This is a genomic window from Rhodococcus sp. T9N (assembly GCF_024436645.1).
GTDB classification, from domain to species: Bacteria; Actinomycetota; Actinomycetes; order Mycobacteriales; family Mycobacteriaceae; genus Rhodococcus_F; species Rhodococcus_F qingshengii.
Genome location: NZ_JAMSKS010000006.1, coordinates 234,700 through 256,553, shown reverse-complemented (window position 1 = coordinate 256,553; position 21,854 = coordinate 234,700). Strand labels below are relative to the sequence as shown.

Genomic DNA, 21,854 nt, shown 5'->3' with positions numbered 1-21,854 from the left:
GGTCGTCACCGAAGCCTCCCATCTGGACCAGGCTCCCACCGGGCCAGTCCATCCGTCACGCGTCCTACCAACTCACCGAAGATGTATGCGCCGTCTTCGGCGGTAGCCCCGACTGGATTGCCGAGAACGCCGTTTTGCGACACAGCGACCATACCGCCCGAACGCATTCCTGGCATCAGGTCCGCGATAGGAGACAAATTTCCTGTCTCAGCAAGGCTCATGTGCACCAAATCGGGCGAAAGGTGCAGCAATAGGCTCGTTTCAGTGTGTCCGGCATGCGCGTCGGCACCCGGAACAGCGCACGGCGCCCAAGCAGCATCACGCCCCTCATACCGCAGAAGTGCCACCGCTTTGGCCAATGCGGGACCATTTCCGCCGTGGCCGTTGACGAACAGCACCCGCTTCGTCCATCTGAACGCCGACCTTCCGTATTCGACGACGACGGTTTCCATAGCCTCGGCACCGATCGAAATCGTGCCGGCAAACCCTTCGTGTTCGCCGCTCGCCCCGTATTCGATGGCCGGGGCCACGACGACGTCGGGCAGAGCCTGTGCGACTGCTCTCGCGATCCGAGTGTCGGTATCGAGAGGCAGGTGCGGTCCGTGTTGTTCGAAAGAACCGACCGGGACCACGACGGTGAGCGCAGTGCCCTCGAGCGCAGGACTCGGGATGGCAGCAAGGTCACGCGGAGAACTCATCCCCCGATCGTATTGGTGCGGGCCCCTCCCACCGCAACACTGCATGCGGATACACCGGGGGATTGTTGTGCCCCGGCGTATTCGTCAGTTGTCGCGGTTCACGCCGCTGTCGGTGGGCTGCTCCCACCGATCGGCTGCTGATACGGATCAACAGACATCGGTGGATAGAACACCGATTTGCGATCCGGCCCGATCTCCACCCGCCACTCCGTGTGATGCAGCGTCCGGTGATGATGACCGCACAACAAGATCAGATTGTCGAGATCCGTTGGGCCACCATCGTTCCAGTGAACAATATGATGGGCATCGCACCACCCCGACGGTGTCCCGCACCCCGGGAACGCACACCCACCATCACGAACCGCCAACGCCCGCCGCTGCGGCACCGTCGCCGTTCGCGCTTCCTTACCGCACTCGAGCGGAACCCCGTTCTCATCCAACAAAATCCGCGTGACCGTGCAGTCGCACGCCAACATCCGGGCAGTATCGATACTGATCGGGCCCACCCAATCCGCCCACGCAAATCCGAGTTCTTCGGTGGACGGCAGGAGGTCCTTCAACGCTTGCAGGTCCGTCATGTCTTTTGCGCTGGCGGTGACCGTGATGTGTGGTTTCACTCAGCCCTCGATCGGACCCAACCCCGCCCGCTCGTACCGGCGCAACAACTCGCAGAACCCGTCCGCCCGCCGCAGCGCCGGAGTACGCGTGTCCTTCACGCCGTCCTTCTCCGGCGTCGGCGCCGACAGGCTCGACAACAACGTGATCAACCGTGCCCCGTTCACAGCATCCAGTTCGCCCTTCACAGTCACTCTGCCGTACAAGCCTTTCGAGGCGTAGAACTCGTTACGTTCGGAATCCTCGCCGACCGGAACGCCGTCCTCACGCTTGCCGTACTGCTTCTCGATCCGCCGGATCGCTGCCCGCACCGCATCACAATCGGCGATGTTCTTCGACGCCAACCCCAACAAGATCCCGCGGGCCTTGTCCACATCCGCCGGCGTCATGTTCTTCGGTGGATGCTGACAAAACGACGCCACCTGACGGGCTTTCAACGCATCCACGTCACCACGATGAAACGCATCGCCCACAACGGGTTCGAGCATCAACAACCGCGCCAACCCGACCAGCAGACTGCACTCACCGATCTCCAGATTCGTCGACCCGTGCAACCACTGCGCGATCGCCCGAAAACCCTTCCCGCCGAGAACGTCCCGGGAAAACATCTGCACGATCAACAACACTATCTGCGACTGCAACTCGTGCCGGGCGCGCACCAGATCGAGAACCTCGCTCTTGAGGCCCACGCCATCCAGTTGCCACGCTTCCCGACTGTCCATGCTCAAAACATACTTTCGAGAACCAGGGACAAAACGGACGACTATATCGCCAACGCGGCCCGATGCCCCTCGATGACGGCCGCGTGCGAACGCCTCGGAGACAAGGCGTCACCGATGCGAAATTTCTCGAAACAGCTTCCCTGCAAGGTGTTCCACAACTCGTCGACAGGTTCCTGCTGTGTCGCGAAGACCACCCAGTCGACTGCAACTTCCTCGGTCACACCCGTCGGAAGGTGAACCAAGCTCACGAGCGGCGAGGCCCCAGCGCTCACCGAAGTCACCATCAGATCTGTCCGTTGACCGATCGACTTCTCGAACGCTCGGCGGTTCCACCCCTCGAAATCCAGGGTGATGCTCAGGTCCTGCGCGACCACCATGCCGTTGGTCGCGATCGTGACGGCACAGCCTCGATCAGCGAGGAACTCCGCCACCGACGTACCTTGATGGAATCCCAGTTCGTCGTAGACGAGCACCGTTCCACTCGGCAGAATCTTGCCGTCGAGAACGTCTCGAACACCCACCACACGCTCTGATCTACCCGCCCACGCCGGTCGCACAGGCCGCGCTCCGGTTGCAATCACGACCACCTCGGGCGCGCGCTCCTCCACGATCGCGAGATCAGCTCCAGCATCCAACTCGATCGTCACACCACTTCGGCGACACTCAGATTCGAGATTCCGGACGAGGTCGGCGAGCTCACGGCGAGCCGGTACCACCGAGGCGGTAAGAATCTGTCCCCCAAGTCTTCGTTCACGCTCGAACAGCGTCACCGCATGACCTCGCTGGGCCGCTGTAGCCGCAGCTTGCAGGCCGGCCGGGCCGCCACCGACCACCACCACCGTGCGGCCCCGTCGCCGCGGCATCGGCAGCGGTACCGATTCCCGACCGGCGCGCGGATTTTCGGTGCACCCCAACCAACGTCCCAGACCCATCCGCCCGACGCATTCCTGGTTGCAGGACAGGCAGGTTCGCACCTGTACCGATTGACCAGCACGCGCCTTGTTCACAAAATCCGGATCGGCGATCTGCCCGCGAACTACTCCCACCAGATCGCATACACCGTCCTCGAGTGCGGCTTCGGCTTGCTCCGGCGTCTTGAAACGGCCGACTCCGACGACTGGAAGATCGACGACCTCCCTGATCGCAGACGGGACGAAGTTGGCGTAGCCGGTGGGTACAGCCATCGATGCTTCGACCAGATGCAGTGTTTCCGTGGCCATTCCGACGGTGGTATTGATGTAGTCGACGTGACCGTCAGCTTCGATGAGTTGAGCGGTGGCTACTGCGTCGGACAGTTCGATGCCACCCCGCGTTCCTTCGTATCCACTCAGGCGCACACCGAGGACACGATCAGGGCCGATGGCCTTACGCAGTACCCCGAGCACTTCGAGAAGGAACCGTGCACGATGTGCCACGCCCCCGCCGTAGCGATCAGTGCGCAGGTTGGTCGAGGGGGCGAGAAACGCGCGCACTATGGACGACTGCGACGCCTGCAATTCCACCCCGTCGAAGCCACCGGCAACGCAGTTGCGCGCAACAAGGGCGAACCCTGCGAGAATCTCGGCAATGTCCGCGTCGTCGACAGCCTTGGGCACCTCGCGGAACAACGGATCCGCAACGGCGCTCGGCGCCAACAGCGGCGATCGCGAATAGGTTCCAGCGCCCTGACCCCCATTGTGGTTGATCTGCGCGAGAATCGACGAACCATGCGCATGAACGGCGTCGGTGATCCGCCGGTATCCCTCGATCGCTTCCGGCCGATAGCCCGCAATCATCTTCTCGTACGGTCGATCCGAAGGATGCGTCGAGTGCTCCTCGGTGATGATCAGACCCGCACCGCCGCGTGCCCGCGCCTCGTAGTAGCTCGCGTGCTGCTCCGTCGGCAACCCGTTCTCCGCGTAATTGGTCAGGTGTGCGGAGAACACGACCCGATTGCGGAGTGTCAGGTTGCCCAGGCGCAGTGGCGCGAAGAGGCGCGGGTACGGCGTCATCAGACCTTGGAGTTTCCTTGATCGAGAGCGATATGACTTGCCGTGACGGTGCGGGAACCGTCACCGGCGAGCCACAGGACGGTATCGGCGATCTCGTCAGGTTCGGCGAAAGCGATGTCCGAGAGGATCGGAGTGAAGTTGGGAAGGTACTGCGGAAACTTTGCAAATACCTCGAGAGCGCCCTGGTCGACCCCCATCGGCGTATTCACTCCGTAAGGATGGATCGAGTTGACCCTGATCTTGTACTCCCCCAGTTCCTTTGCCGCGGCCTGCGTCAGACCGACGAGACCGAACTTGGCGCTCGCGTAGTGCGCCTGTCCGGGCAGCGCCTTGAGTCCGGCCACCGAACTGACCACGATGATCGATCCACCGCGCCCACCCTCGATGATCGCCGGCACCGAGGCCTTGAGGGTTTTCCAGACTCCGGTCAGGTTGATGTCGATCAGGGTTTCCCACTGCTCGTCCGACATTTCCCAGAATCGATTCCAGTTGCAGACCCCGGCGTTGGCGACCACGATGTCGAGACGTCCGAACTGTTCGACGCCGTCCTTGACCACCGCGGTGAGCGCTGCGCCGTCACGGACATCGACCTCACGGGCGAGGATCTTCCCGCCCTCCGCTTCCACCAGACGTATCGTCTCGGCAAAGTCCTCGGAAGTTGCTGCGTCGTAGGAATTGTCCGACGCCACCGACGCGCATACGTCGACCGCGATGATCGCTGCTCCCTCGCGCGCCATCTTGACCGCGTGCGCACGTCCTTGACCGCGCGCTGCGCCGGTGATGAAAGCAACGCGACCTTCGAGCGAACGAACTGAACCCTGTGTCATGAGATAGCCCTCTCTGCAGAATTGAAACTCGTTCTAGTAGTAAACCCTGCAAAGCGCCCTTCGCGGATGGATTCGAGAACAGTTCTCGGGGCAACCGAGTCGCCCACCTGAATGTCGGCCTCTTCCTTCAGCGTTTCGTTCGGCAGACGAGGCGAGCAGTCGATCACCACTTCGCACTCGAGCTGTGACCGCTCGCCGGTATGGACGTGTTCGACGCAGACGGCCCCTCGAGCGATTTCGGTGACACGTGACGCGAGCACCCTGGTGATCCCGGCCTGCTGGATGCGCGTGTTGGCGCCGACCAGATCCCCACTCGCGCCGAGCCTCGAACCGACGATGCTGTCGGGAGTCACAATCGAGACGGAGATGCCATGGGCCGCGAGTGCTTCTGCGAGCGCCACCGCGATCGGTCCACCGAGGGGATCGATCAGCGCGACCGGACCCGGCCCCACGGTGCTCAACTTCTCGAAGGCTTCCGACGCATCCAACCACCGAACCGAATCGTCGACCGGATACGTCGGCGGCCTCGCAGCACTACCGGTGGCAACGACAACAAACTCGCCCCGGCTGCGTGCGTCACCCAGGTCTTGGGCGTCGAGCGCCGCCCCGGTCCGCATCGTCACGCCGCTACGACGGCATTCGTCCTCCAACCACTGCGCGAGGAGTGCGAACCGGCTACGGCCGTCACCTCGCGCAAAAGTTCGGATCATGCCGCCGAACTGCGATGAACTCTCGACGAGTGTGACCGAGTGCCCCGCCACCGCCGAGATCCGTGCGGCTTCCATCCCAGCGGGGCCACCCCCCACGACCAGCACGGCTCCCGGTGTCGAAATCTGCTCTCGCTCATCGGGGTCCACCGTCTCGAAACCCGCGCTCGGATTCCCGACGCACGTCACGACAGGATTGCGAGGATCAGGCACGAGGCACGTCTGATTGCAGAGCACACACGGCCGGGGACGATCGCCGCGCGCGGCTTTCACAACCAGGTCCGGGTCTGCGATCTGGGCCCGGGTCATCTCGACGAACTCACCTACTTCCAGCGCCGCGTGAGCGTCGGCGATGTCCACGACGCTCCCCTGCACGACAACAGGAATCGACAGAGCGGCCTTGACCTCACGGCACAGATCGAGGTTGAAGTTCGGCGGGCAGTGAAAATCGGGGCGGTACCGGTCAGACGAATAGAGTCCGCCACGAACGACGACAAGGAGATCGAGGAACGGAGACACTTCACGCGCGATACCGATGGCAAGATCGGGCGTCAGGCCCGCCCATGGAGCTTCCTCGTCACAGGACAACCGCAGGGAGACAACGTGATCCGACCCGACTTCCTCGCGCACTGCCGAGATGACCTCGCGAACAAGAGCAACGCGATCGCTACCGTATCGGTCTTGCCGAGTGTTGGTCAGACCCGAAAGGAATTGTCGCAGAATGCTTCGAGGACCGGCATCGAGTTCCACTCCGTCCATTCCCGAAGCGACGGCCAGCGCCGACGCCTCACGGAAGCCGACTATCAGCTGGTCGATTTCCGGCTGCCCCATTGCCATCGGCAACTCACGCGTCGCCGGGTCGGCCACTCTTGACGGTCCCCACAGCACCGACTGGGAGTATGCGCTCGATCCCTGCATGCCGGTATGACCGAGCCCGGCCAGAACCAGCGTTCCGTACGGAGCACATGCAGCCGCGATCGACTGCCACCCCGGGCCACATTGCGACGCCAACGGCGCCCGCTCGTACGGCCAGTCGTTCTCCGATACCGAGGCCACTTCGGTGACGACGATCCCGGTTCCGCCCTCGGCGCGGCGCTGGTAGTACGCACGGTGCCGATCGGAAAGCGAGCGTCCCACAGCAAGATTGGTCTCGTGCGGACCGAAAACAACCCTGGACCGGACGAGGCGTCCGGCCAGGGTCGTGTGTTCGTCGAGTGTCAACTCACAGCTCTATCGGAGCCGTAATCTCAGCTGGCACCCAATGTGCGTGTGAAGCCTTCCGGAATCACCAGGTCCGCCGGGCTCAGTTCGGTGATGGACGAGTGGCCGAGGCCCATCAGCCCCGAGTCGATGCCCATCCGCATGAGGTCGAGCACGTTCTCGACACCGGCCTGGCCGTTGGCCGAGAGGCCCCACAGGTAGGCGCGCCCGAGCATGACGGCCTTGGCTCCGAGTGCGAGCGCCTTTACGACGTCGCCGCCGCGTCGAATGCCGCCGTCGAGAACAACTTCCACCTGATCGCCCACGGCCTCGGCAATGCCCGGGAGCACACGGATCGGCGCCGGGGTGCCGTCGAGGTTGTTACCACCGTGGTTGGAGACCGAGATAGCGGAGACACCGGCGTCGACAGCTCGCTTGGCGTCGTCGATGCGCATGATGCCCTTGAGCATGAACGGTCCACCCCACTGCTCACGAAGCCAGGCGATGTCTTCCCACGTCGGAAGCGGAGTCTGCATCCACTCGCCGTATGCGCCGAAGAATGTCGGTGCAGGCTGGCCGGGAGCCGCGAGGTTGGGGGTGGTCAGGTCCGGGATCTTGCCGGTCTTGGCGAACTCGAGCAACCACTTCGGGCGCATGATTCCCTCGGGTGCGAACTGGAACATCGCCTTGAGGTCCATCTTTTCGGGGATGGACGGGCTGCCCCAGTCGCGACCGTACGAGAAGGACCAGTCGGTGGTGATGATCAGGCCCTTGGCACCGGCAGCGCGAGCGCGCTCCATACGCTGCAGGAGCACGTCGCGGCTGCCGACCCAATACATCTGGAAGAAGACCTGCGGGTTGGCCGCGGCAACTTCTTCGATGGACTTGCTGGCAAAAGAACTCAGTCCGATGGCTGTTCCCCGTGCTGCAGCCGCACGGGCTACCGCTACTTCACCGTCGGGGTGCACTGCCTGCACACCGGTCGGTGAAATCATGACGGGCAACGAAATGTCCTGACCCATAATGGTGGTGGACATCTCGCGCTTGTCCGACAGCCCGGCAGCGTGGGGAGCGAAACCCAATTCGCTGAATGCCGCGACGTTGTCGTCGACCGTCAGCCCTTTCTCGGATCCCGCTACCAACGCCGCGTACACGGACTTGGGCAACCTCTTCTTCGCACGGCGCTGTGCTTCTGCCACCGTCTCGAAGAAAGCATTCTTAGCCATTGAACTGACCTCTCTGGGGTGCAGCTTTCGCCGCACTGTCGGTATCGCGCAGTAGTTACTGCATTCCCGCAAGCGGGTTTTCGTCACAAATCTTGGCGGGCGGACGCATCATCAGTGTCAGTGGCACCGATGCACGTGGGGTCTTACGTTGACCGGAACGGGAGTGGTCGACACTGGACTTCGGGACCTCTCCCGCCGACGCCAGTGCCATTTCACCGTTGCCGATGACGCACTCGGGGTCAGGTCCGTCCATCGGCAGTCCGGTGAAGAACTTGGCCGCCATGCAGCCTCCGCGGCAGGAGTCGTAGTGGTTGCACTTGCTGCAGGCGCCACCGGTTTGGGGCGAGCGCAGCTCCTCGAACAGGTCCGAGTGCTGCCAGACTTCCTGGAATCCACCGTCTTTCACGATGTTTCCGGCGAGGAACTGCTCGTGAATCGCGAAGGGGCATGCGTACACGTCACCGACCGGGTCGATCAGGCACACGACGCGGCCCGCGCCACAGAGATTGAGACCGGGCAGTGCATCGCCGAAGGCGGAGAGGTGGAAGAACGAGTCGCCCGTCAGGACGCCTTCGCCATTGGCGACCAGCCAGTTGTAGAGCTCACGCTGCTGCTCCGGACGCGGGTGCAGGTCGTCCCACACGTCGGCGCCGCGGCCCGAAGGACGCAGTCGAGTGATGCGCAGGGTCGCGTCGTACTTGTCCGCGAGAGCCTTGAACTCGTCGAGCTGACTGACGTTGTGCCGCGTGACGACCACCGAAATCTTGGCGTCCTTGAAGCCGGCTTCCTTCAGGTTCGCGAGAGCGCGCTCGGCCATCGCGAACGAACCAGGCCCGCGCACAGCGTCATTGACCTCAGCGGTGGCACCGTCGATGGAAATCTGCACGTCGACGTAGTCACTGGCTGCGAGGCGCGCCGCGACCTTCTTGTCGATCTTCACGCCGTTGGTGGAGAACTTCACACCAACCTGGTGGTCGGTCGCGTAGTCGACGAGCTCCCAGAAGTCGGAGCGTACCGTCGGCTCGCCGCCACCGATGTTGACGTAGAAAACCTGCATACGCTGCAGCTCGTCGATGATGGACTTGCACTGTTCGGTGCTCAGCTCGTTGGGGTCACGACGACCCGACGACGAAAGGCAGTGCACGCAGGACAGGTTGCAGGCGTAGGTGAGTTCCCACGTCAGGCAGATGGGGGCGTCGAGTCCGAGTTCGAACTGATCGACGAGGCGACCCACCTTGGCGGGCGGGGAGGGCTGTTCAAGAACTGAGGTCATGGCTGTGTCCTCGCGAAGAAATGAAGCGGGCGAACGTGCGGAAGGGCTGTTCCGCACGTGGGGGCGAGCGTCTGGCTCAGACAGGCACGATCATGTGCGAGTCGGCGAGAGTGCTCAGCGCGCGGGCATATTGGGGAGCCGCGTCATCTTCGATGCCTTGCGCACGTAGTGCGGACCGGACATCAGGATGGTCTGGCAACGCCTTGACCACCGCAACGATGGTCGTGTTCTTCAGGAACGACAGCTTGCGTGTTCCGAAGTGGTAGAGCAACGCCCCGAAAGGTTCGGGGCGAAGCGCTACCTGCGGGTGGAGTTTCCACCCCGCATCGAGATCCAAAGCAGACACGGTCAGTACACGCCGCACATGCCGTCGATGGAAACTTCCTCCACGAGGGACTCCTCGACGAGGTCGTTCTCGAGCGCCTTGTTGTCACGATCTGACATGGATTCCTCCTGCGGTCGCACTCCGTCTGGAAGTCTGTAGATCAGACTTCCAACCTGGGAGTTGGTGGTCACTAGTGGGACTTCACTGTGACTCGGTTCACCACTGTAATGGCATCGAGTGCAGAATGACACACATGGAGCGAAAAAAGTATGCGTAGCCGCAAGAAACCGTCCGCTCGGATAGGTCGTCGCCCCTCCACAACGAAGGAGGGAATCAGCACGATCGGGATCGAACTGTTCTCGACAGTCGGCTTCAACGAGGTGAGCGTCGACCAGATAGCCGATGCCGCCGGCATCGCGCGTCGGACCTTCTTTCGCTACTTCCCGTCCAAGAACGCCGTCCCCTGGGGAGACTTCGACGGACATCTCGACGAGATGCGCGAGCACCTGGATTCACTGCCCGCTGATATTCCGTTGGTCGACGCACTCGAATCCGCATTGTTGACGTTCAACACCTTCCCACCGGAAGAGACTGCGGTACATCGCAAACGGATGGAATTGATCCTCGAAGTTCCGACGCTTCAGGCATACTCTGTGGTGATGTACGAAGGTTGGCGGCAGGTGGTCGCCGACTACGTCGCACGCCGAATGAATCTCGAGCCGACCGATCACGGCCCACGCACGGTCGGCTATCTTCTGCTCGGGGTCGCGATGTCGGCGTACGAGCAGTGGCTCACCGACGATTCACTCGAGCTACCGGAACTCTTGAAAACAGGTACGCAGTCCCTGCGGACCGGTATCAGCACCTGAGAAAGCATCACCACCTGAGAAAGGCGATCATGTCCACCATCACGAACGAACCCGTCCTGGATTCGCTGGCACCGTCGACGCCGGGCTTGTGGTCGTTCGGGCATGTCACCGTCGAACGTGTCGATTCCGGTCCGATCTCGCTCGATCGTCGAGGCGGCCGACTCCACGTCAGGCACTCCCTCACTCCCGCCGATCTGAGCGAGCGACTCGTAGCCGGAGTCACCTCGTCGATCCAGGACGCGGAGTTCGGTCAGGACGAATTCGAGTTGACGATGGTCGGACTGGTTCGGTCCACCGTGGACGGCGCTCTCGAATCCTGGACCACCTACTACCGGAACTCCCTTGCCGAACTATTGGACGGCACTGCAGATTTCGCGCCGATTCACGACAAAGCCGAAGAACTGGTTCGCGGTTCCGTACTCGATCTGGGTTCCTGCTTCGGTTTCCTGCCCCTGCGGCTCGCGCGCGCCGGAATGGACGTGACCGCCACGGACATCCTGCCCGGAACGATGATCCTGCTCGACGCGGTCGCCCCCGAACTCGGCATCACGATCGACACGGTGATCTGCGACGCGGGTGAAGTACCGGCACCGGACAACAGCGCCGACACCGTCACCGCGATTCATCTCCTCGAACACGTCGACGACGCAGCCGGCGAGGCCGTGATCGCGCAAGCACTCCGGATCGCGCGTCAACGGGTCGTCATTGCAGTCCCCTTCGAAGACGAAGCCACCGCGTGCCACGGCCACATCCGCACTTTCGATCTCGAGTCACTGCGTGCGGTCGGCCGGCAGAGCCGTGTGCCGTTCGAGGTATTCGAGCATCACGGCGGCTGGTTGGTGCTGGACGCATCGGCCGCCTGAAAAGAACTAGCCTTCTTTCAGCGTATGGGCGACAAGCGCATTCGCGTGCCCATGACCCATACCGTGCTCCGACTTCAACCAGTTGACCAATTCCATGTGCTTCGTGAGGTCTGAGCTTCTGATCAGCTCTTGCCATTCACCGATCGGCCGACCGTACTTCTTCTCGATCGACGGAAAATACGACGCCGGGCCTTTCACGGGTTCAGTCATGACCGGAATCTACCTCCACCGCCCGACAATATTCGCGCACCGGCGGCGCCCGCATGTCCGCACCTGCGGAATCGCTGGGTAGATACGCGACCATCGCATTATGGTCGAAGAACACCCACCCGAGAGCACAGGAGTTCAGCGATGCGACTGTCCACACGAAATCAACTCACCGGCACCATAACCGAGGTCAACCTCGGCACTGTCATGGCGACGGTCAAGGTGAAGTTGGACGGCGGGAATCAGATTGTGACCTCGTCGATCACCCGCGATGCCGCACTGGATCTCGATCTTGAACCGGGCCAAGCCGCAACGGTATTCGTGAAGTCCACCGAGGTGACGATCGGCGTCGAGTAACTGGCGAGCGATGTGATCAGGGCCGGGTGAGATGCGTGGTCATCGTGTAGTCCTTGCTCGGCCCCGTCACGGTCCAGACGACAGTCCAGGTCGATCGATCTCCGGCAGTGACGTCGATTCGCCCGCGGTAGGTATCCGCACCGCACAGGTGCTCGACTTCCTCCCCCGGCGCCCAGTCGTGGAACTCTCTGCCGTCTTCGAATGTCACGGCCCACTCGAGGCCGCGCTCGGCAACGAACAGAGTTCGGAACACGGGTAATTCCAGGTCGCCGTCACGCAGCGTGCCGCTCTCGTACCAGCGCATCCGACCGTCACCGGCGTCGGAGATAGTGGTCTCGCCGAATACATGCTTGGTGGAACCAGAAAGGCGGTCGACGATGTCCCGCTCGAAGTGCCACTTTCCTACCAGCGCCCTCGGCTCGATTTTCGCGTCGTCGACCATGTGGCGATTCTAGTGACCCTGCATTGCCCGACGGCACCGGAGACCGACTCGAACACACTGCGAGAGTATGTTCCGAGTACACCCGGAACACGCAGGAGATTTTCACAACCATGAACGATTCGGCCGCCCTTCACAAACGCGCAGTGTTCGCCGAGGATCTCGAGATCGGCCAAGTGATCCCATTGGGTTCGTATTCGGTGACCGAAGAGGAAATCGTCGAGTTCGCAACTCAGTGGGATCCCCAGTGGTTTCACGTCGACAAGGAAGCCGCCGAGTCCGGCGTCTTCGGCGGGTTGATCGCCAGCGGGCTGCACACCCTGTCGATCTGCCAGAAGTTGGTGGTCGCCAGTCTCTACGACCAGTGGAACGTGATCGCCGGGAAAACCATGCGCGACGTGAGCTTCCTCCGTCCGCTTCGCCCCGGTGACACCCTGAGCGGAAAGGTCACCGTCGACAACGTCGTGTTCGACAATCGCGCGCGAGGATTGGTGACCATCACAGCGAAATTGGTCGATGCACACGGCAATCGCGTTCTCGACGTGGTCACTGACGCCTACCTGCACTGCCGCTCGACTCGCGGACAGTGAATTATCGGTAAATTTCGCACCACACTGTTCGAATTGCCGTACTTTCAGTGACGTTGCGACGCAACAATACCCATCCCTGCAATCAGGAGTTCCTCACACATGAGCAGCCTCGGCGAGATCAATCCTCTCGGCATTCTTCAGATCCTCATCTACATGCTCTTCGGTGGGTCGTCCAGCACTCCCGAATAGACCCTAGCTTGCCATAGCCATAGTCAGCATCTAGGGTGCTGACTATGGCAATTACTAGTCAGGCATCAGTGGCGGCCGCGCCGTCGACCGACGCAGCGCGTCATCACACCGAATTCGACTCCAGTTGGCGGAGTTTCGACGGCATCCAGGGCGGACTCGCAATTGCACGGATGCTGCGGGTGGCGGCCGACGCGTCCGGAGCCGAACCGCTGGCAGTCACGGCGCATCTGGACCGCCCCGTTCCTCCTGGGCCGGCCGAGTTGACTGTCGGCGAGATGCGGGGCGGGCGGACCGTCAGTTGCCACGTCACGCTGACCGGTTCGGGATCCGCTCTCGTTCGGTTGGCCCGCGACATAGGAGCTACAACAATGTCCGCCCCTGTCGCCGAACCGGCTCCGGCCGACCCGTCAACCCTGCCGCCGCTGGAGATCCCGGTGGATTTTGTGCCGTTCGCCCAGCACCTCGACATCCGGCCGATCAATTCCGCGAGGCCGTTCGCCGGTGGCGACTCCCCTGAATTCGACGTCTGGATCCGCCTGCTCACAGACCTCGATTTCACGGCCCAAGAGCGCGCCGCGGTCCTTCTCGACGCGCTTCCGCCCGGACTGTTCGCGACACTGACGATGCCCGTGGCCATACCGACCATCGAGTTCACCGCGCATTTCACCCCGGAGCACCTCACGGCAGATCCCCGAACGCTGTCACCGTGGTATCGCCTACGCCACGGGACTGCCTGGGCGACGGACACTCTCTGTGTTGACGAATCCGAACTATTCGACTCGACCGGACGACTTGCTGCTCGGGCTCGCCAGCTTCGTCGAATTCTGAGTTGAGTTTCAGCTCTCCTACACCTGGAGGTCGCGACGACGGAACGCAACAAGCGATGCTGTCGAAAGCACCACTGCCACAACGATCATTGCCAGCAGTGGCAGAACTGTCACCGGCTCGGCAGGGGCACCCGGCACGTGAGTGTAGGGCGACAGATCCAGCACTACCTGCGGAAGCTTCAGCAACGTGCCGAGTTGCCCGAGCACGATGCATGCCGCCAAGATTCCCCAGGAGAGCGCCGACGCGTACGTCGGAAACAGTCCGAAAGCCAACGACACCAACCCCACGACTACGAGCACCGCAGGCAGATAGGCCAACGCGGCGCCAGTCATGCGAAGTGTGTTGCCGCCGATGTCGTCCGTGACGAGCCCGAAGGCAAATCCGGTGAAGGCACCCATCAAGACGTGCGCGAGGATCACGCCGCCCACAACCACACCCAGGTGGGAAAGCATCCACCTCCACCGCGACAAAGACGTTGCCAGCAACGGTTCGAGCCGTCCCGAAGTTTCCTCGCCCCGCATCCGGAGAAGACTCTGGACCGAATACGCCGCGATGACTATCGACGTGAGCCCCAGAGCAGTGGCCAAGTAGGAATCCACCAGATCCGATCCGCCGCCGCCAAGTTTCTCGAACATCTCCGCGGTCTGCTGCGACGATCCCACCATCGCGTCGATCTCGTTGCCCACAGCGCCGTACGCGAACCCGAGTATGACAACGGCAAAGATCCACCAGAACATCGTCATTCGCTGCATGCGCCACGCCAGGCCCCAAGCCGACGGTAGCCACGATGCCGCGACTGGCGGGCCGGGTCGGGGCTGAACGAGTCCCGCTCCCTGATCGCGATGGCCGATGAGAACAAAAGCCACCACCACGTGCACAGCCGCGAATCCGATCAGCAACAACAGGATCCACCAGGCGTCGTCGTCGAAAGGTCTGATCTGTTGTGCCCATCCGATCGGCGAGAGCCACGACAACCAGCCACTGACCACGCGAGTTCCGTCGTCGACGACCGTACTGTTCACGTCGCCGATCGCGCGCAGCATGAAGGCAACGCCGATCGCGGCACCCGCCAGGCCGTTGGCCGTACGAGCACCGTCGGTGATCTGCGCCGTCACGGCTGCCACTCCGGCAAACGCGATTCCGGTCCCACCTATCGAGGCGCCCAACGCGAACGAACCGACGACAGGCAAACCGACGGCGATCGATCCCAGTGCAATTCCCAGTGCAAGAACGACGTTCGCACCGACCGTTACGATCAGTGCGGAGGTCAGGAGCGCTCGTCGACCTACCACCGCTGCACCGATCATCTCGGCTCGGCCGGTCTCCTCGTTCTGTCGCGTATGGCGAACCACCGCGAGGGTGCTCATCAATGCGGCCACCAACGCGAACACGAGCACCGACTGGCTGGCGACTATCGCGCCCTGCGAATCACCGGACACGATCCCGTTGGTCGCCAGCGCGACCGGCGATACCGCGGAACTGACTGCGATGTTTCGTAATTCCTCGGGTGTCGAGTACAGCCCGGTCACACTGGCGACAACCAGCAGCATGAACAAGACGATGGAGATAACCCACACGGAGAGCTGAATTCGGTCCCGCCGCAAAGCCAGCCGAACCAGTCGGCGTGTGCCGGTGAATTGACTTGCCGAGACCGATACCGGTGGAGCGGCCTCGACAACAACGGTCACGGCCGTACTCCGGTCTCGGCTCGCAGGTGTACCGAAGTCTCCCTGGCCCGTTCGTCACCGTAATGCCGCAAGAAAAGTTCTTCGAGAGTCGGCGGAGTGGAAGTGAGCGCCACGATTTCGAATCCGACCAAGTACGTCATGAGTGGTCCGAGTTGCGCGCTGTCGACTTCGCAGGTGACGTGGTTACCGTCGATCACCGCGTCGTGGACACCGCCGAGTCCGTCGAGTCCACCGATCGGACGCTGCGTCTCCGCCGCGACGGACGTGCGCGTGAGATGCCTGAGTTCGGACAGTGTTCCCTCTTCCACCGTTCGCCCGTCGCGGATGATGCTCACGCGATCGCACAGCGCTTCGACCTCGGCGAGGATATGGCTCGACAGCAGTACCGTCTTTCCGGCGTGAGCCACCTCCTCGACGCAGTCCTGGAATACCGCCTCCATCAACGGGTCGAGCCCCGATGTGGGTTCGTCGAGGACGTAAAGGTCGACGTCGGACGAGAACGCGGCCACGAGTGCAACCTTCTGCCGGTTACCTTTCGAGTACGTGCGCGCCTTCTTGGTCGGGTCCAATTCGAAGCGATCGAGCAACTCGCTGCGGCGTTTTCGGTCCAGGCCACCGCGCAGGCCCGCCAACAGATCGATAGCCTCACCGCCGGTGAGGTTGGGCCACAGATTCACGTCGCCAGGCACATAGGCGAGACGTCGATGCAAAGTGACAGCGTCTCGCCACGGATCGCCGCCGAGAACGGTTGCGTCTCCGGAGTCCGAGCGGAGCAGGCCGAGGAGCACCCGAATAGTGGTGGACTTTCCGGAACCGTTCGGCCCCAGGAATCCGTGCACTTCACCCGTCGAGACGTCGAGGTCGAGGCCGTCCAGCGCGCGGGTGGTACCGAAGGTCTTGACGAGGCTTTTCACTGAAATTGCCGCACCCATGAATTTGACCGTACGCCGATTTCACAAATGTGTGAAGATAGAAAAGACGGAAAGATCGAAGGGTTCCGATGACCGACACCAGCCACACCGTTGCACCGGACGAGAGCCGACACTATGTCGAGCGACTCTCACTCGTACTGAGCGACATGGGTTTTCCGCCGATGCCCGCCCGCGTCTGGGCCGCGTTGATGACCAGCGAGACACCCTCGTCCACGCCAGGAGATCTCGGATCTCGGTTGGGAGTGAGCCCCGCCGCCATTTCCGGAGCCGTCAGATACCTCCAGCAAGTCGGATTGATCGAGCGTGTGGCCGTCCCCGGATCGCGGCGTCAGCACTACTGCGTCAGCGTCGACATGTGGGCCGACGCGTTTGTCACGAAACAGTCCTCGCTCTACCAGGTCTCGGCAGTTGCGGACGAGGGCATACGAGTCCTCGGTGAAGGAACAACAGCCGGCGATCGAATGGCAGATCTGCGCGACTTCTTCGACTTCATGGCCGCGGAAATGCCGCGAATGCTCGCGGACTGGCGCTCCCGGCGAAAAGACAGGACACCTGGCAGGTAACTTCAGGTTTACCCGCAATTTCGGCGGGGTACCTCAATTCTCGTTCCAGCATGATCAGGTGCGGTGTAATCGAGGAGTTGCTGATGAAGCTGTCGATCAGGGGCGCGAACACTTCACCGACTCCACCCTTCGCGCGTACCGCTTCACCCGAAACCTGTGAACGATCGATTTCCCTGAATCGCACCGCCGCCGAGGCATTCGCCGGTGATCACCATGCACTGTCGAAACTACTGGCCCGGTTGCACCCTCGCGTCGTTCTCTACTATCGCGCCAGACTCCTCGGGACGCCCGTCGCGACGTTCGCCGACGATCTCGTCCACCAATGCACCCTGGACGTCGTCACACGAATGTCCGACACGATCTCGGCCGACACACGCATCGAGACCTTCGCGTACGAGTTGGCCTCTCGACGAATTGCGTCAATTCCCCAGTCACGCAACATCGACGGACAATTCAAACGCCCGCGTCGCCTGACCGACGACCAACGTGAGGTTCTGGTACTACGAATCGCAGTGGGTCTGACTGCCGAGATGACCGCGTCGACTCTGCGCACAACTCGTTCGAGCGTGCTCCTCGTACAGCATCAAGCGCTGCGCGCCTGGACGGTCTCCGAGCGGAGCTAGATCAGACCTTGCTTACTCGCGGCGTAGACGGCCTCTGCTCGACGGCTCACCTCGAGTTTGCGCATGATGTTGCTGACGTGAAACTTGACGGTGGTCGGTGAGATGAACAATCTCTCACCGATCTTGATGTTGGACAAGCCGTTTGCGAGGAGTCTGAGCACTTCGAGTTCGCGATCGGTCAATCGTTCTTTCGACGACGACTGCCCATTGAGCGATCGCACGACAGCTGACGCGCTGCGCGAATCGAACGCACTCTCACCCCGCGAGACCGCCCTGATCGCACGCACCAATTCGGTGGTGTCGACGTCTTTGACGACATAGCCGCGAGCACCCGCGTGCACCGCTCGCACCACCAGTTGATCGTCGAGAAACGTGGTGAGAACCAACAGTCCGAGGCCGGGATGCGCCGAGGACAGCTGGCCACACAGGGTCAGTCCCTCGTAGTCGGAACTGGCGGAGAGTTTGAGATCCATCAGGACGATGTCCGGGCCGACCTTGTCGACCACGGCGAGGGCCTCGGCGAGGGACGACGCCTCCCCCACGATCTCGAGATCGCTTTCGCGCTCGAGAACCGAGCGGAGCCCTTGCCGCAGAATTGCATGGTCGTCGACCAGGACGATTCGAACCAATCCCTGAACCGGCGATGCTCCGCGGGTGATGACGGGACGCGCAGTGGTCATGATTCCTCGCTCTCGATTTCAGTGGTGGAGCAAAGGTTTTCCATGCCCGAGTCGAACAGCAGTGGTAGTCGCACGAGAATCTGAATCCCACCGATCCGCGCGCGCCGTACTTCGAGCGCACCACCCAACTCGAGTGTTCGCGCCTGCATGTTCGCGAGACCGCGATGGCGGCCGTCGACGTCGTTGGTGGCTGCGAGTTTGAGGATCAGACGCATCCGCGCAGGGTCGCCGTCACCGTCGTCGGAGACCGACAGCAACACGGAGTCCGCCCGATAGGTCAGACGTAGCACCGCCCGATTCGCGTGAGCATGGACCGCTGCATTGAAGAGAGCTTCTCCCGCGATCCGGAGAAGAGCGTGTTCGGCATCGCCCGGAAGTTCGGTCGGGGTACCGCCGACGCGAACGCTCACCGCCAACTCGTCCGGCATGTGAACCACGCCGAGCTGCTCGAGCATCTCGGGCAACGACGTCCGGTCCGCGTCCGACGAATGATTGAGCGCGTAGATCGCCGAACGAAGCTGCTCGACCGCCCTCCTGGTCAAATCCTTTGCCAAGTCCAGTCTTTCACTGCGTTCAGCCTCCGGGATGTCACTCCGGCAGACCTCGATCTGCATGCCGGCCGACAACACCGCCTGTGTCACACTGTCGTGCAATTCGCGGGCGATCCGGTGACGTTCGTCGTCGACCACTTGGTGCCGGTGCGCCACTCCGAGTTGACGCTGAGTGGACTCCAATTCGCTGTTGCGCACCGCAAGGTCGGCTGCAGTACGATTGGCCTCCGCATACGCATCTTCGGCACGCTCGAGCAGTAGTTGTCCGCGCTGATAGAGCGCCGAATTCTGCAGAGCCACAGCAGTCTGGCTGGCCAGAATGCTGAGCACGGCTCCGTCCGTCGTGTCGAGGGTTCGGTTGGCCGGCGTCCAGGCTGCAAAGGCACCTACCACGCCGCCACCGAGCACGATCGGCACAAACGCGTAGTGCGCGTCGATCACCGAGTTGGATTCGATTCTTCCGTACCGGATGTCGTCGAGGCATTCGACGACATCCTCCGGAAGTGGCGGTCCCTCCACATTGTCGACCAGAAAAGGGGTGGCGTCCGGGCCGAGAACCAGTCGCCGTGGTCCGGCGTCGGGCAAAGTTCCGTCAGCCAAGGCGAAGACAATCCAGTTGGCACTCAGATGCGCACGGGCAGCTTCCGCGACCGCGCAGACGAGGGTTTCCGGCCCCTCGACGGTGCGCACCAAAGCCCGCGAGATCAACTCCAAGGCATGCACGACGCGTTCGAGGCGCTCGGCCGCACCGCGATACTGCGGGTAGAACGAACTCTTACCCGATCGTAATCCGGTGAGCCGGGACAGGTCCGCGGTCATCGCCTGCACCAATTCACAGCGTCCCTCTTCACAGCGTCCATCTTCACAGCGTCCATCTTCACAAGGCACCTCGGAACAACGCCACCATCTGTTCCTGCGTCGCTTCCCTGGGATTGGTGGACATGCAGGCGTCGAGCAACGCGAAGCTGGCGAGCCTACTCAGGTCTTCCTCGCGAACACCCAACTCCCCCAGCCCCTTCGGCACACCGACCTCCCGGGCGAGACGCTCGACCCGGTCGGCCACCGCCAGCGCTGCTTCCTCCGGGGTGCCGCGTTGCTCGGGAAGACTCAGTGCCGCAGCGATGGCGACAAAGGGGGCGGCGTCCGTGGTGGAATTGAACCGGATGACGTGGGGCAAGAGAATTCCGTTGATGACGCCGTGCGGAAGGTCGAGCATGCCGCCCACCTGATGGCTCATGGCGTGCGCGGCTCCGAGTATCGCGTTGGTGAACGCCAACCCGGCCTCGAGGCTCGCCTGCGCCATCACCGATCGAGCTTCCATCTCCATCGGGTCCTGGATCGTGTGCACCAGATTCTCGGTCACGAGGCCGACAGCGCGGAGCGCGTGATGATCGGTCAACGGATTGTGCGCCAGTGAGACGAAGGCTTCGATTCCGTGCGTCAGTGCGTCCAATCCTGTTGCCGCATTGAGCCACTCGGGCATCGTCGTGAGCAACCGCGGATCGATGACCGTCACATCGGGAACCAGCGCCCGGCCGATGATGGTGATCTTGGTGCCGCGGGTCGTGTCCGTGACGATGCAGAACTGCGACACGTCCGCGCCCGTGCCGGACGTGGTGGGAACCATCACCAAAGGCGGGATCGGTTTGGTCGCCTGATCTACCCCCTCGTAGTCGAGTATGTTGCCACCGTTGGCAGCGAGGACGGCTACACCCTTAGCCGCGTCGATGACCGAACCGCCGCCGAGCGCGATGATGACGTCACACTCGCCTTCCTGGTACACCTCGAAACCGGCCGCGATCTCGAAGTCCTTGGGATTGGGCGTCAGCCCTGACCACACCGTCGCCGTCAATCCCTGCTCCGTGAGATGGTCTTCGAGTTCGCTGACCCACCCCGCGTCGATCAGACCGGGATCGGTGACCAGGAATGGCCGGAACCCGCCGAACCTCAGAGTCGCGTGTGCTGCCTCGACCAGGGAACCGATACCGAAGACGATCTCGGGGGCGTGAAATTTGACCAGTCGAGCAGCAGTGCCGCGGCGATGAACACCGTGGTTCACAGCATCCGGGTATGCCACGGACACGACCCCACTCTCCTCTCGCTGCTCTGAGATCTCCGGTCGGGATTTCGCATCCGTCGCTCTCAGCGCATCAACTCCCACGTGCACAAACTGGTGTGATCCACCTTACAATCGCTGGCCCCGAGCCTACGCGGACAGCAGTCGGGGCACACCCACCGAAGGAGAGGCGCTTACCTACCCGTTCGGGCAGGTAAGGCGTCTCGGGAAAATGAATGGCGCGGCGGGAAGGTCCCGCTGTACTTTCGGTTGCGGCCAGAGTGGCCCGTAGAACCGATTCAGAAGGTGTTTATGACCCAGCCCGCGCCGAGCGCGCCTCTCGCCCCTGCACTGCCGGCAACCTCGAGGGTCACATGCTGATCCTCGAAACGTCGGACTGACAGCCGCGAGGCCCCCTCGGCCTGCTCCTACTGCTTTGTTCACTCAGCTAGGAGTTCTCCAGTGCCTCAATCACACAATTCCATCTCGAAAACCGACACCTTCTCGTGCATTCAGTGCGGACTCACAGTCATGACGTACGGCCCCGATGGTGATCGCCGAAACCACTGCCCCAGTTGCCTGCATTCCCGACACCTGTTCGACCAGGTGGAAGGTGGACCGTCGGACTGCGGAATGCGGATGGCTCCCATTTCGATCGCAGTACTGCGCAGTGGCGATTGGATGATCATCCACCGCTGCGCACAGTGCCTCGAGCTCACCTCCAACCCCGTCAGCCGAGACGACAACCAGTTGTTGTTGATGAGAATGGCAGTGCGACCGCTCGCGCAACCGCCCTTCCCGCTCGAAGCCTTCGGCGACTTGTGAGGGGGAATCA

Annotated in this window: 23 protein-coding genes and 1 pseudogene; 8 read left to right on the top strand and 16 right to left on the bottom strand. The window is 62.3% G+C overall.

The features are described from left to right. Positions 1-5 precede the first annotated feature (5 nt). The 9 genes and pseudogenes from mftE to mftA all read right to left on the bottom strand — a co-directional run bounded on the left by mftE (position 6) and on the right by mftA (position 9,703). Positions 6-698: a mycofactocin biosynthesis peptidyl-dipeptidase MftE gene (mftE, locus tag M1L53_RS13540; RefSeq protein ID WP_054186896.1), complete on the bottom strand. Its 693-nt coding sequence runs from the start codon at positions 696-698 to the stop codon at positions 6-8. A gap of 98 nt (positions 699-796) precedes the next feature. Then, positions 797-2,035: pseudogene (locus M1L53_RS13535) on the bottom strand (DUF222 domain-containing protein). Positions 2,036-2,076: 41 nt separating this feature from the next. After that, on the bottom strand, positions 2,077-4,026 hold the full coding sequence (locus M1L53_RS13530; protein ID WP_054187798.1) for a mycofactocin system FadH/OYE family oxidoreductase 2: 1,950 nt from the start codon (positions 4,024-4,026) through the stop codon (positions 2,077-2,079). Further along, complete coding sequence (locus M1L53_RS13525) at positions 4,026-4,853, bottom strand: mycofactocin-coupled SDR family oxidoreductase (protein WP_003941966.1); 828 nt, start codon at positions 4,851-4,853, stop codon at positions 4,026-4,028. Before M1L53_RS13525 ends, M1L53_RS13530 begins: the two co-directional genes overlap by 1 nt. Beyond that, positions 4,850-6,781, bottom strand: a complete 1,932-nt coding sequence (locus tag M1L53_RS13520; RefSeq protein WP_054187799.1) for a mycofactocin system FadH/OYE family oxidoreductase 1 — start codon at positions 6,779-6,781, stop codon at positions 4,850-4,852. Before M1L53_RS13520 ends, M1L53_RS13525 begins: the two co-directional genes overlap by 4 nt. Positions 6,782-6,807: 26 nt before the next feature. After that, the gene (mftD, locus tag M1L53_RS13515) at positions 6,808-7,986 is read right to left on the bottom strand and encodes a pre-mycofactocin synthase MftD (protein WP_003942047.1); all 1,179 of its coding nucleotides are present in this window, start codon (positions 7,984-7,986) and stop codon (positions 6,808-6,810) included. Between the two features lie 55 nt (positions 7,987-8,041). Beyond that, positions 8,042-9,259 (bottom strand): mycofactocin radical SAM maturase, encoded by a 1,218-nt coding sequence (gene mftC / locus M1L53_RS13510; RefSeq protein WP_003942089.1) that lies wholly within the window; start codon positions 9,257-9,259, stop codon positions 8,042-8,044. 76 nt (positions 9,260-9,335) lie between these two features. Further along, the gene (gene mftB / locus M1L53_RS13505) at positions 9,336-9,623 is read right to left on the bottom strand and encodes a mycofactocin biosynthesis chaperone MftB (RefSeq protein WP_007728309.1); all 288 of its coding nucleotides are present in this window, start codon (positions 9,621-9,623) and stop codon (positions 9,336-9,338) included. Continuing rightward, the gene (mftA, locus tag M1L53_RS13500; protein WP_063836238.1) at positions 9,608-9,703 is read right to left on the bottom strand and encodes a mycofactocin precursor MftA; all 96 of its coding nucleotides are present in this window, start codon (positions 9,701-9,703) and stop codon (positions 9,608-9,610) included. The genes mftB and mftA overlap by 16 nt, the downstream gene beginning before the upstream one ends. A 150-nt stretch (positions 9,704-9,853) precedes the next feature. Here mftA and mftR point away from each other — a divergent pair, with 150 nt between their 5' ends. Further along, a complete protein-coding gene (gene mftR / locus M1L53_RS13495; RefSeq protein WP_007728311.1) occupies positions 9,854-10,453 on the top strand; it encodes a mycofactocin system transcriptional regulator in 600 nt (199 codons plus the stop codon). A gap of 29 nt (positions 10,454-10,482) precedes the next feature. Beyond that, complete coding sequence (gene mftM / locus M1L53_RS13490) at positions 10,483-11,316, top strand: mycofactocin oligosaccharide methyltransferase MftM (protein WP_054187800.1); 834 nt, start codon at positions 10,483-10,485, stop codon at positions 11,314-11,316. A 6-nt stretch (positions 11,317-11,322) separates the two neighbouring features. Here the strand turns inward: mftM and M1L53_RS13485 are convergent, their stop codons facing one another. Beyond that, on the bottom strand, positions 11,323-11,526 hold the full coding sequence (locus M1L53_RS13485) for a DUF4287 domain-containing protein (RefSeq protein WP_007728313.1): 204 nt from the start codon (positions 11,524-11,526) through the stop codon (positions 11,323-11,325). Positions 11,527-11,667: 141 nt separating this feature from the next. Here M1L53_RS13485 and M1L53_RS13480 point away from each other — a divergent pair, with 141 nt between their 5' ends. Then, positions 11,668-11,880, top strand: a complete 213-nt coding sequence (locus tag M1L53_RS13480; RefSeq protein ID WP_003942061.1) for a molybdopterin-binding protein — start codon at positions 11,668-11,670, stop codon at positions 11,878-11,880. A gap of 16 nt (positions 11,881-11,896) precedes the next feature. Here the strand turns inward: M1L53_RS13480 and M1L53_RS13475 are convergent, their stop codons facing one another. Then, the gene (locus M1L53_RS13475; protein WP_042920992.1) at positions 11,897-12,322 is read right to left on the bottom strand and encodes a DUF6314 family protein; all 426 of its coding nucleotides are present in this window, start codon (positions 12,320-12,322) and stop codon (positions 11,897-11,899) included. Positions 12,323-12,432: 110 nt separating this feature from the next. Here M1L53_RS13475 and M1L53_RS13470 point away from each other — a divergent pair, with 110 nt between their 5' ends. Both M1L53_RS13470 and M1L53_RS13465 read left to right on the top strand, forming a co-directional pair. Continuing rightward, positions 12,433-12,909, top strand: coding sequence for a MaoC/PaaZ C-terminal domain-containing protein (locus tag M1L53_RS13470; protein WP_007728315.1), 477 nt, complete (start codon positions 12,433-12,435; stop codon positions 12,907-12,909). A 233-nt stretch (positions 12,910-13,142) separates the two neighbouring features. Next, positions 13,143-13,931 carry a thioesterase family protein gene (locus M1L53_RS13465; RefSeq protein ID WP_042920993.1) on the top strand — a complete coding sequence of 263 codons (789 nt, stop codon included), beginning with the start codon at positions 13,143-13,145 and terminating at the stop codon, positions 13,929-13,931. A gap of 12 nt (positions 13,932-13,943) precedes the next feature. On the opposite strand, the gene M1L53_RS13460 is transcribed toward M1L53_RS13465, so the two are convergent. After that, positions 13,944-15,614, bottom strand: coding sequence for an ABC transporter permease (locus M1L53_RS13460; RefSeq protein ID WP_054187801.1), 1,671 nt, complete (start codon positions 15,612-15,614; stop codon positions 13,944-13,946). Next, on the bottom strand, positions 15,611-16,546 hold the full coding sequence (locus M1L53_RS13455; protein WP_054187802.1) for an ABC transporter ATP-binding protein: 936 nt from the start codon (positions 16,544-16,546) through the stop codon (positions 15,611-15,613). Before M1L53_RS13455 ends, M1L53_RS13460 begins: the two co-directional genes overlap by 4 nt. Positions 16,547-16,614: 68 nt before the next feature. Between M1L53_RS13455 and M1L53_RS13450 the strand changes: the two genes are divergently transcribed. After that, positions 16,615-17,109: a GbsR/MarR family transcriptional regulator gene (locus tag M1L53_RS13450; RefSeq protein WP_007728322.1), complete on the top strand. Its 495-nt coding sequence runs from the start codon at positions 16,615-16,617 to the stop codon at positions 17,107-17,109. Positions 17,110-17,192: 83 nt separating this feature from the next. Beyond that, positions 17,193-17,732, top strand: coding sequence for an RNA polymerase subunit sigma (locus M1L53_RS13445; protein WP_054187845.1), 540 nt, complete (start codon positions 17,193-17,195; stop codon positions 17,730-17,732). Here M1L53_RS13445 and M1L53_RS13440 read toward each other — a convergent pair. The 3 genes from M1L53_RS13440 to M1L53_RS13430 are packed head-to-tail and all read right to left on the bottom strand — an operon-like array spanning position 17,729 to position 21,046. Further along, on the bottom strand, positions 17,729-18,412 hold the full coding sequence (locus M1L53_RS13440) for a MadR family response regulator transcription factor (protein WP_003942005.1): 684 nt from the start codon (positions 18,410-18,412) through the stop codon (positions 17,729-17,731). The two genes, M1L53_RS13445 and M1L53_RS13440, sit on opposite strands and share 4 nt — an antisense overlap. Then, the gene (locus M1L53_RS13435) at positions 18,409-19,782 is read right to left on the bottom strand and encodes a MadS family sensor histidine kinase (protein WP_054187803.1); all 1,374 of its coding nucleotides are present in this window, start codon (positions 19,780-19,782) and stop codon (positions 18,409-18,411) included. The genes M1L53_RS13440 and M1L53_RS13435 overlap by 4 nt, the downstream gene beginning before the upstream one ends. A gap of 58 nt (positions 19,783-19,840) precedes the next feature. Further along, positions 19,841-21,046, bottom strand: a complete 1,206-nt coding sequence (locus M1L53_RS13430) for an iron-containing alcohol dehydrogenase (protein WP_003942060.1) — start codon at positions 21,044-21,046, stop codon at positions 19,841-19,843. A 435-nt stretch (positions 21,047-21,481) separates the two neighbouring features. Here M1L53_RS13430 and M1L53_RS13425 point away from each other — a divergent pair, with 435 nt between their 5' ends. Continuing rightward, positions 21,482-21,844, top strand: coding sequence for an RNHCP domain-containing protein (locus M1L53_RS13425; RefSeq protein WP_003941922.1), 363 nt, complete (start codon positions 21,482-21,484; stop codon positions 21,842-21,844). The last annotated feature ends 10 nt before the right edge of the window (positions 21,845-21,854 follow it).

Coding starts and splice junctions, on each gene's coding strand:
- mftE (WP_054186896.1), bottom strand. CDS start 698: ATGAGTTCTCCGCGTGACCTTGCTGCCATCCCGAGTCCTGCGCTCGAG.
- M1L53_RS13530 (WP_054187798.1), bottom strand. CDS start 4,026: ATGACGCCGTACCCGCGCCTCTTCGCGCCACTGCGCCTGGGCAACCTG.
- M1L53_RS13525 (WP_003941966.1), bottom strand. CDS start 4,853: ATGACACAGGGTTCAGTTCGTTCGCTCGAAGGTCGCGTTGCTTTCATC.
- mftD (WP_003942047.1), bottom strand. CDS start 7,986: ATGGCTAAGAATGCTTTCTTCGAGACGGTGGCAGAAGCACAGCGCCGT.
- mftC (WP_003942089.1), bottom strand. CDS start 9,259: ATGACCTCAGTTCTTGAACAGCCCTCCCCGCCCGCCAAGGTGGGTCGC.
- mftA (WP_063836238.1), bottom strand. CDS start 9,703: ATGTCAGATCGTGACAACAAGGCGCTCGAGAACGACCTCGTCGAGGAG.
- mftR (WP_007728311.1), top strand. CDS start 9,854: ATGCGTAGCCGCAAGAAACCGTCCGCTCGGATAGGTCGTCGCCCCTCC.
- mftM (WP_054187800.1), top strand. CDS start 10,483: ATGTCCACCATCACGAACGAACCCGTCCTGGATTCGCTGGCACCGTCG.
- M1L53_RS13485 (WP_007728313.1), bottom strand. CDS start 11,526: ATGACTGAACCCGTGAAAGGCCCGGCGTCGTATTTTCCGTCGATCGAG.
- M1L53_RS13480 (WP_003942061.1), top strand. CDS start 11,668: ATGCGACTGTCCACACGAAATCAACTCACCGGCACCATAACCGAGGTC.
- M1L53_RS13475 (WP_042920992.1), bottom strand. CDS start 12,322: ATGGTCGACGACGCGAAAATCGAGCCGAGGGCGCTGGTAGGAAAGTGG.
- M1L53_RS13470 (WP_007728315.1), top strand. CDS start 12,433: ATGAACGATTCGGCCGCCCTTCACAAACGCGCAGTGTTCGCCGAGGAT.
- M1L53_RS13465 (WP_042920993.1), top strand. CDS start 13,143: ATGGCAATTACTAGTCAGGCATCAGTGGCGGCCGCGCCGTCGACCGAC.
- M1L53_RS13455 (WP_054187802.1), bottom strand. CDS start 16,546: ATGGGTGCGGCAATTTCAGTGAAAAGCCTCGTCAAGACCTTCGGTACC.
- M1L53_RS13450 (WP_007728322.1), top strand. CDS start 16,615: ATGACCGACACCAGCCACACCGTTGCACCGGACGAGAGCCGACACTAT.
- M1L53_RS13445 (WP_054187845.1), top strand. CDS start 17,193: ATGAAGCTGTCGATCAGGGGCGCGAACACTTCACCGACTCCACCCTTC.
- M1L53_RS13440 (WP_003942005.1), bottom strand. CDS start 18,412: ATGACCACTGCGCGTCCCGTCATCACCCGCGGAGCATCGCCGGTTCAG.
- M1L53_RS13435 (WP_054187803.1), bottom strand. CDS start 19,782: ATGACCGCGGACCTGTCCCGGCTCACCGGATTACGATCGGGTAAGAGT.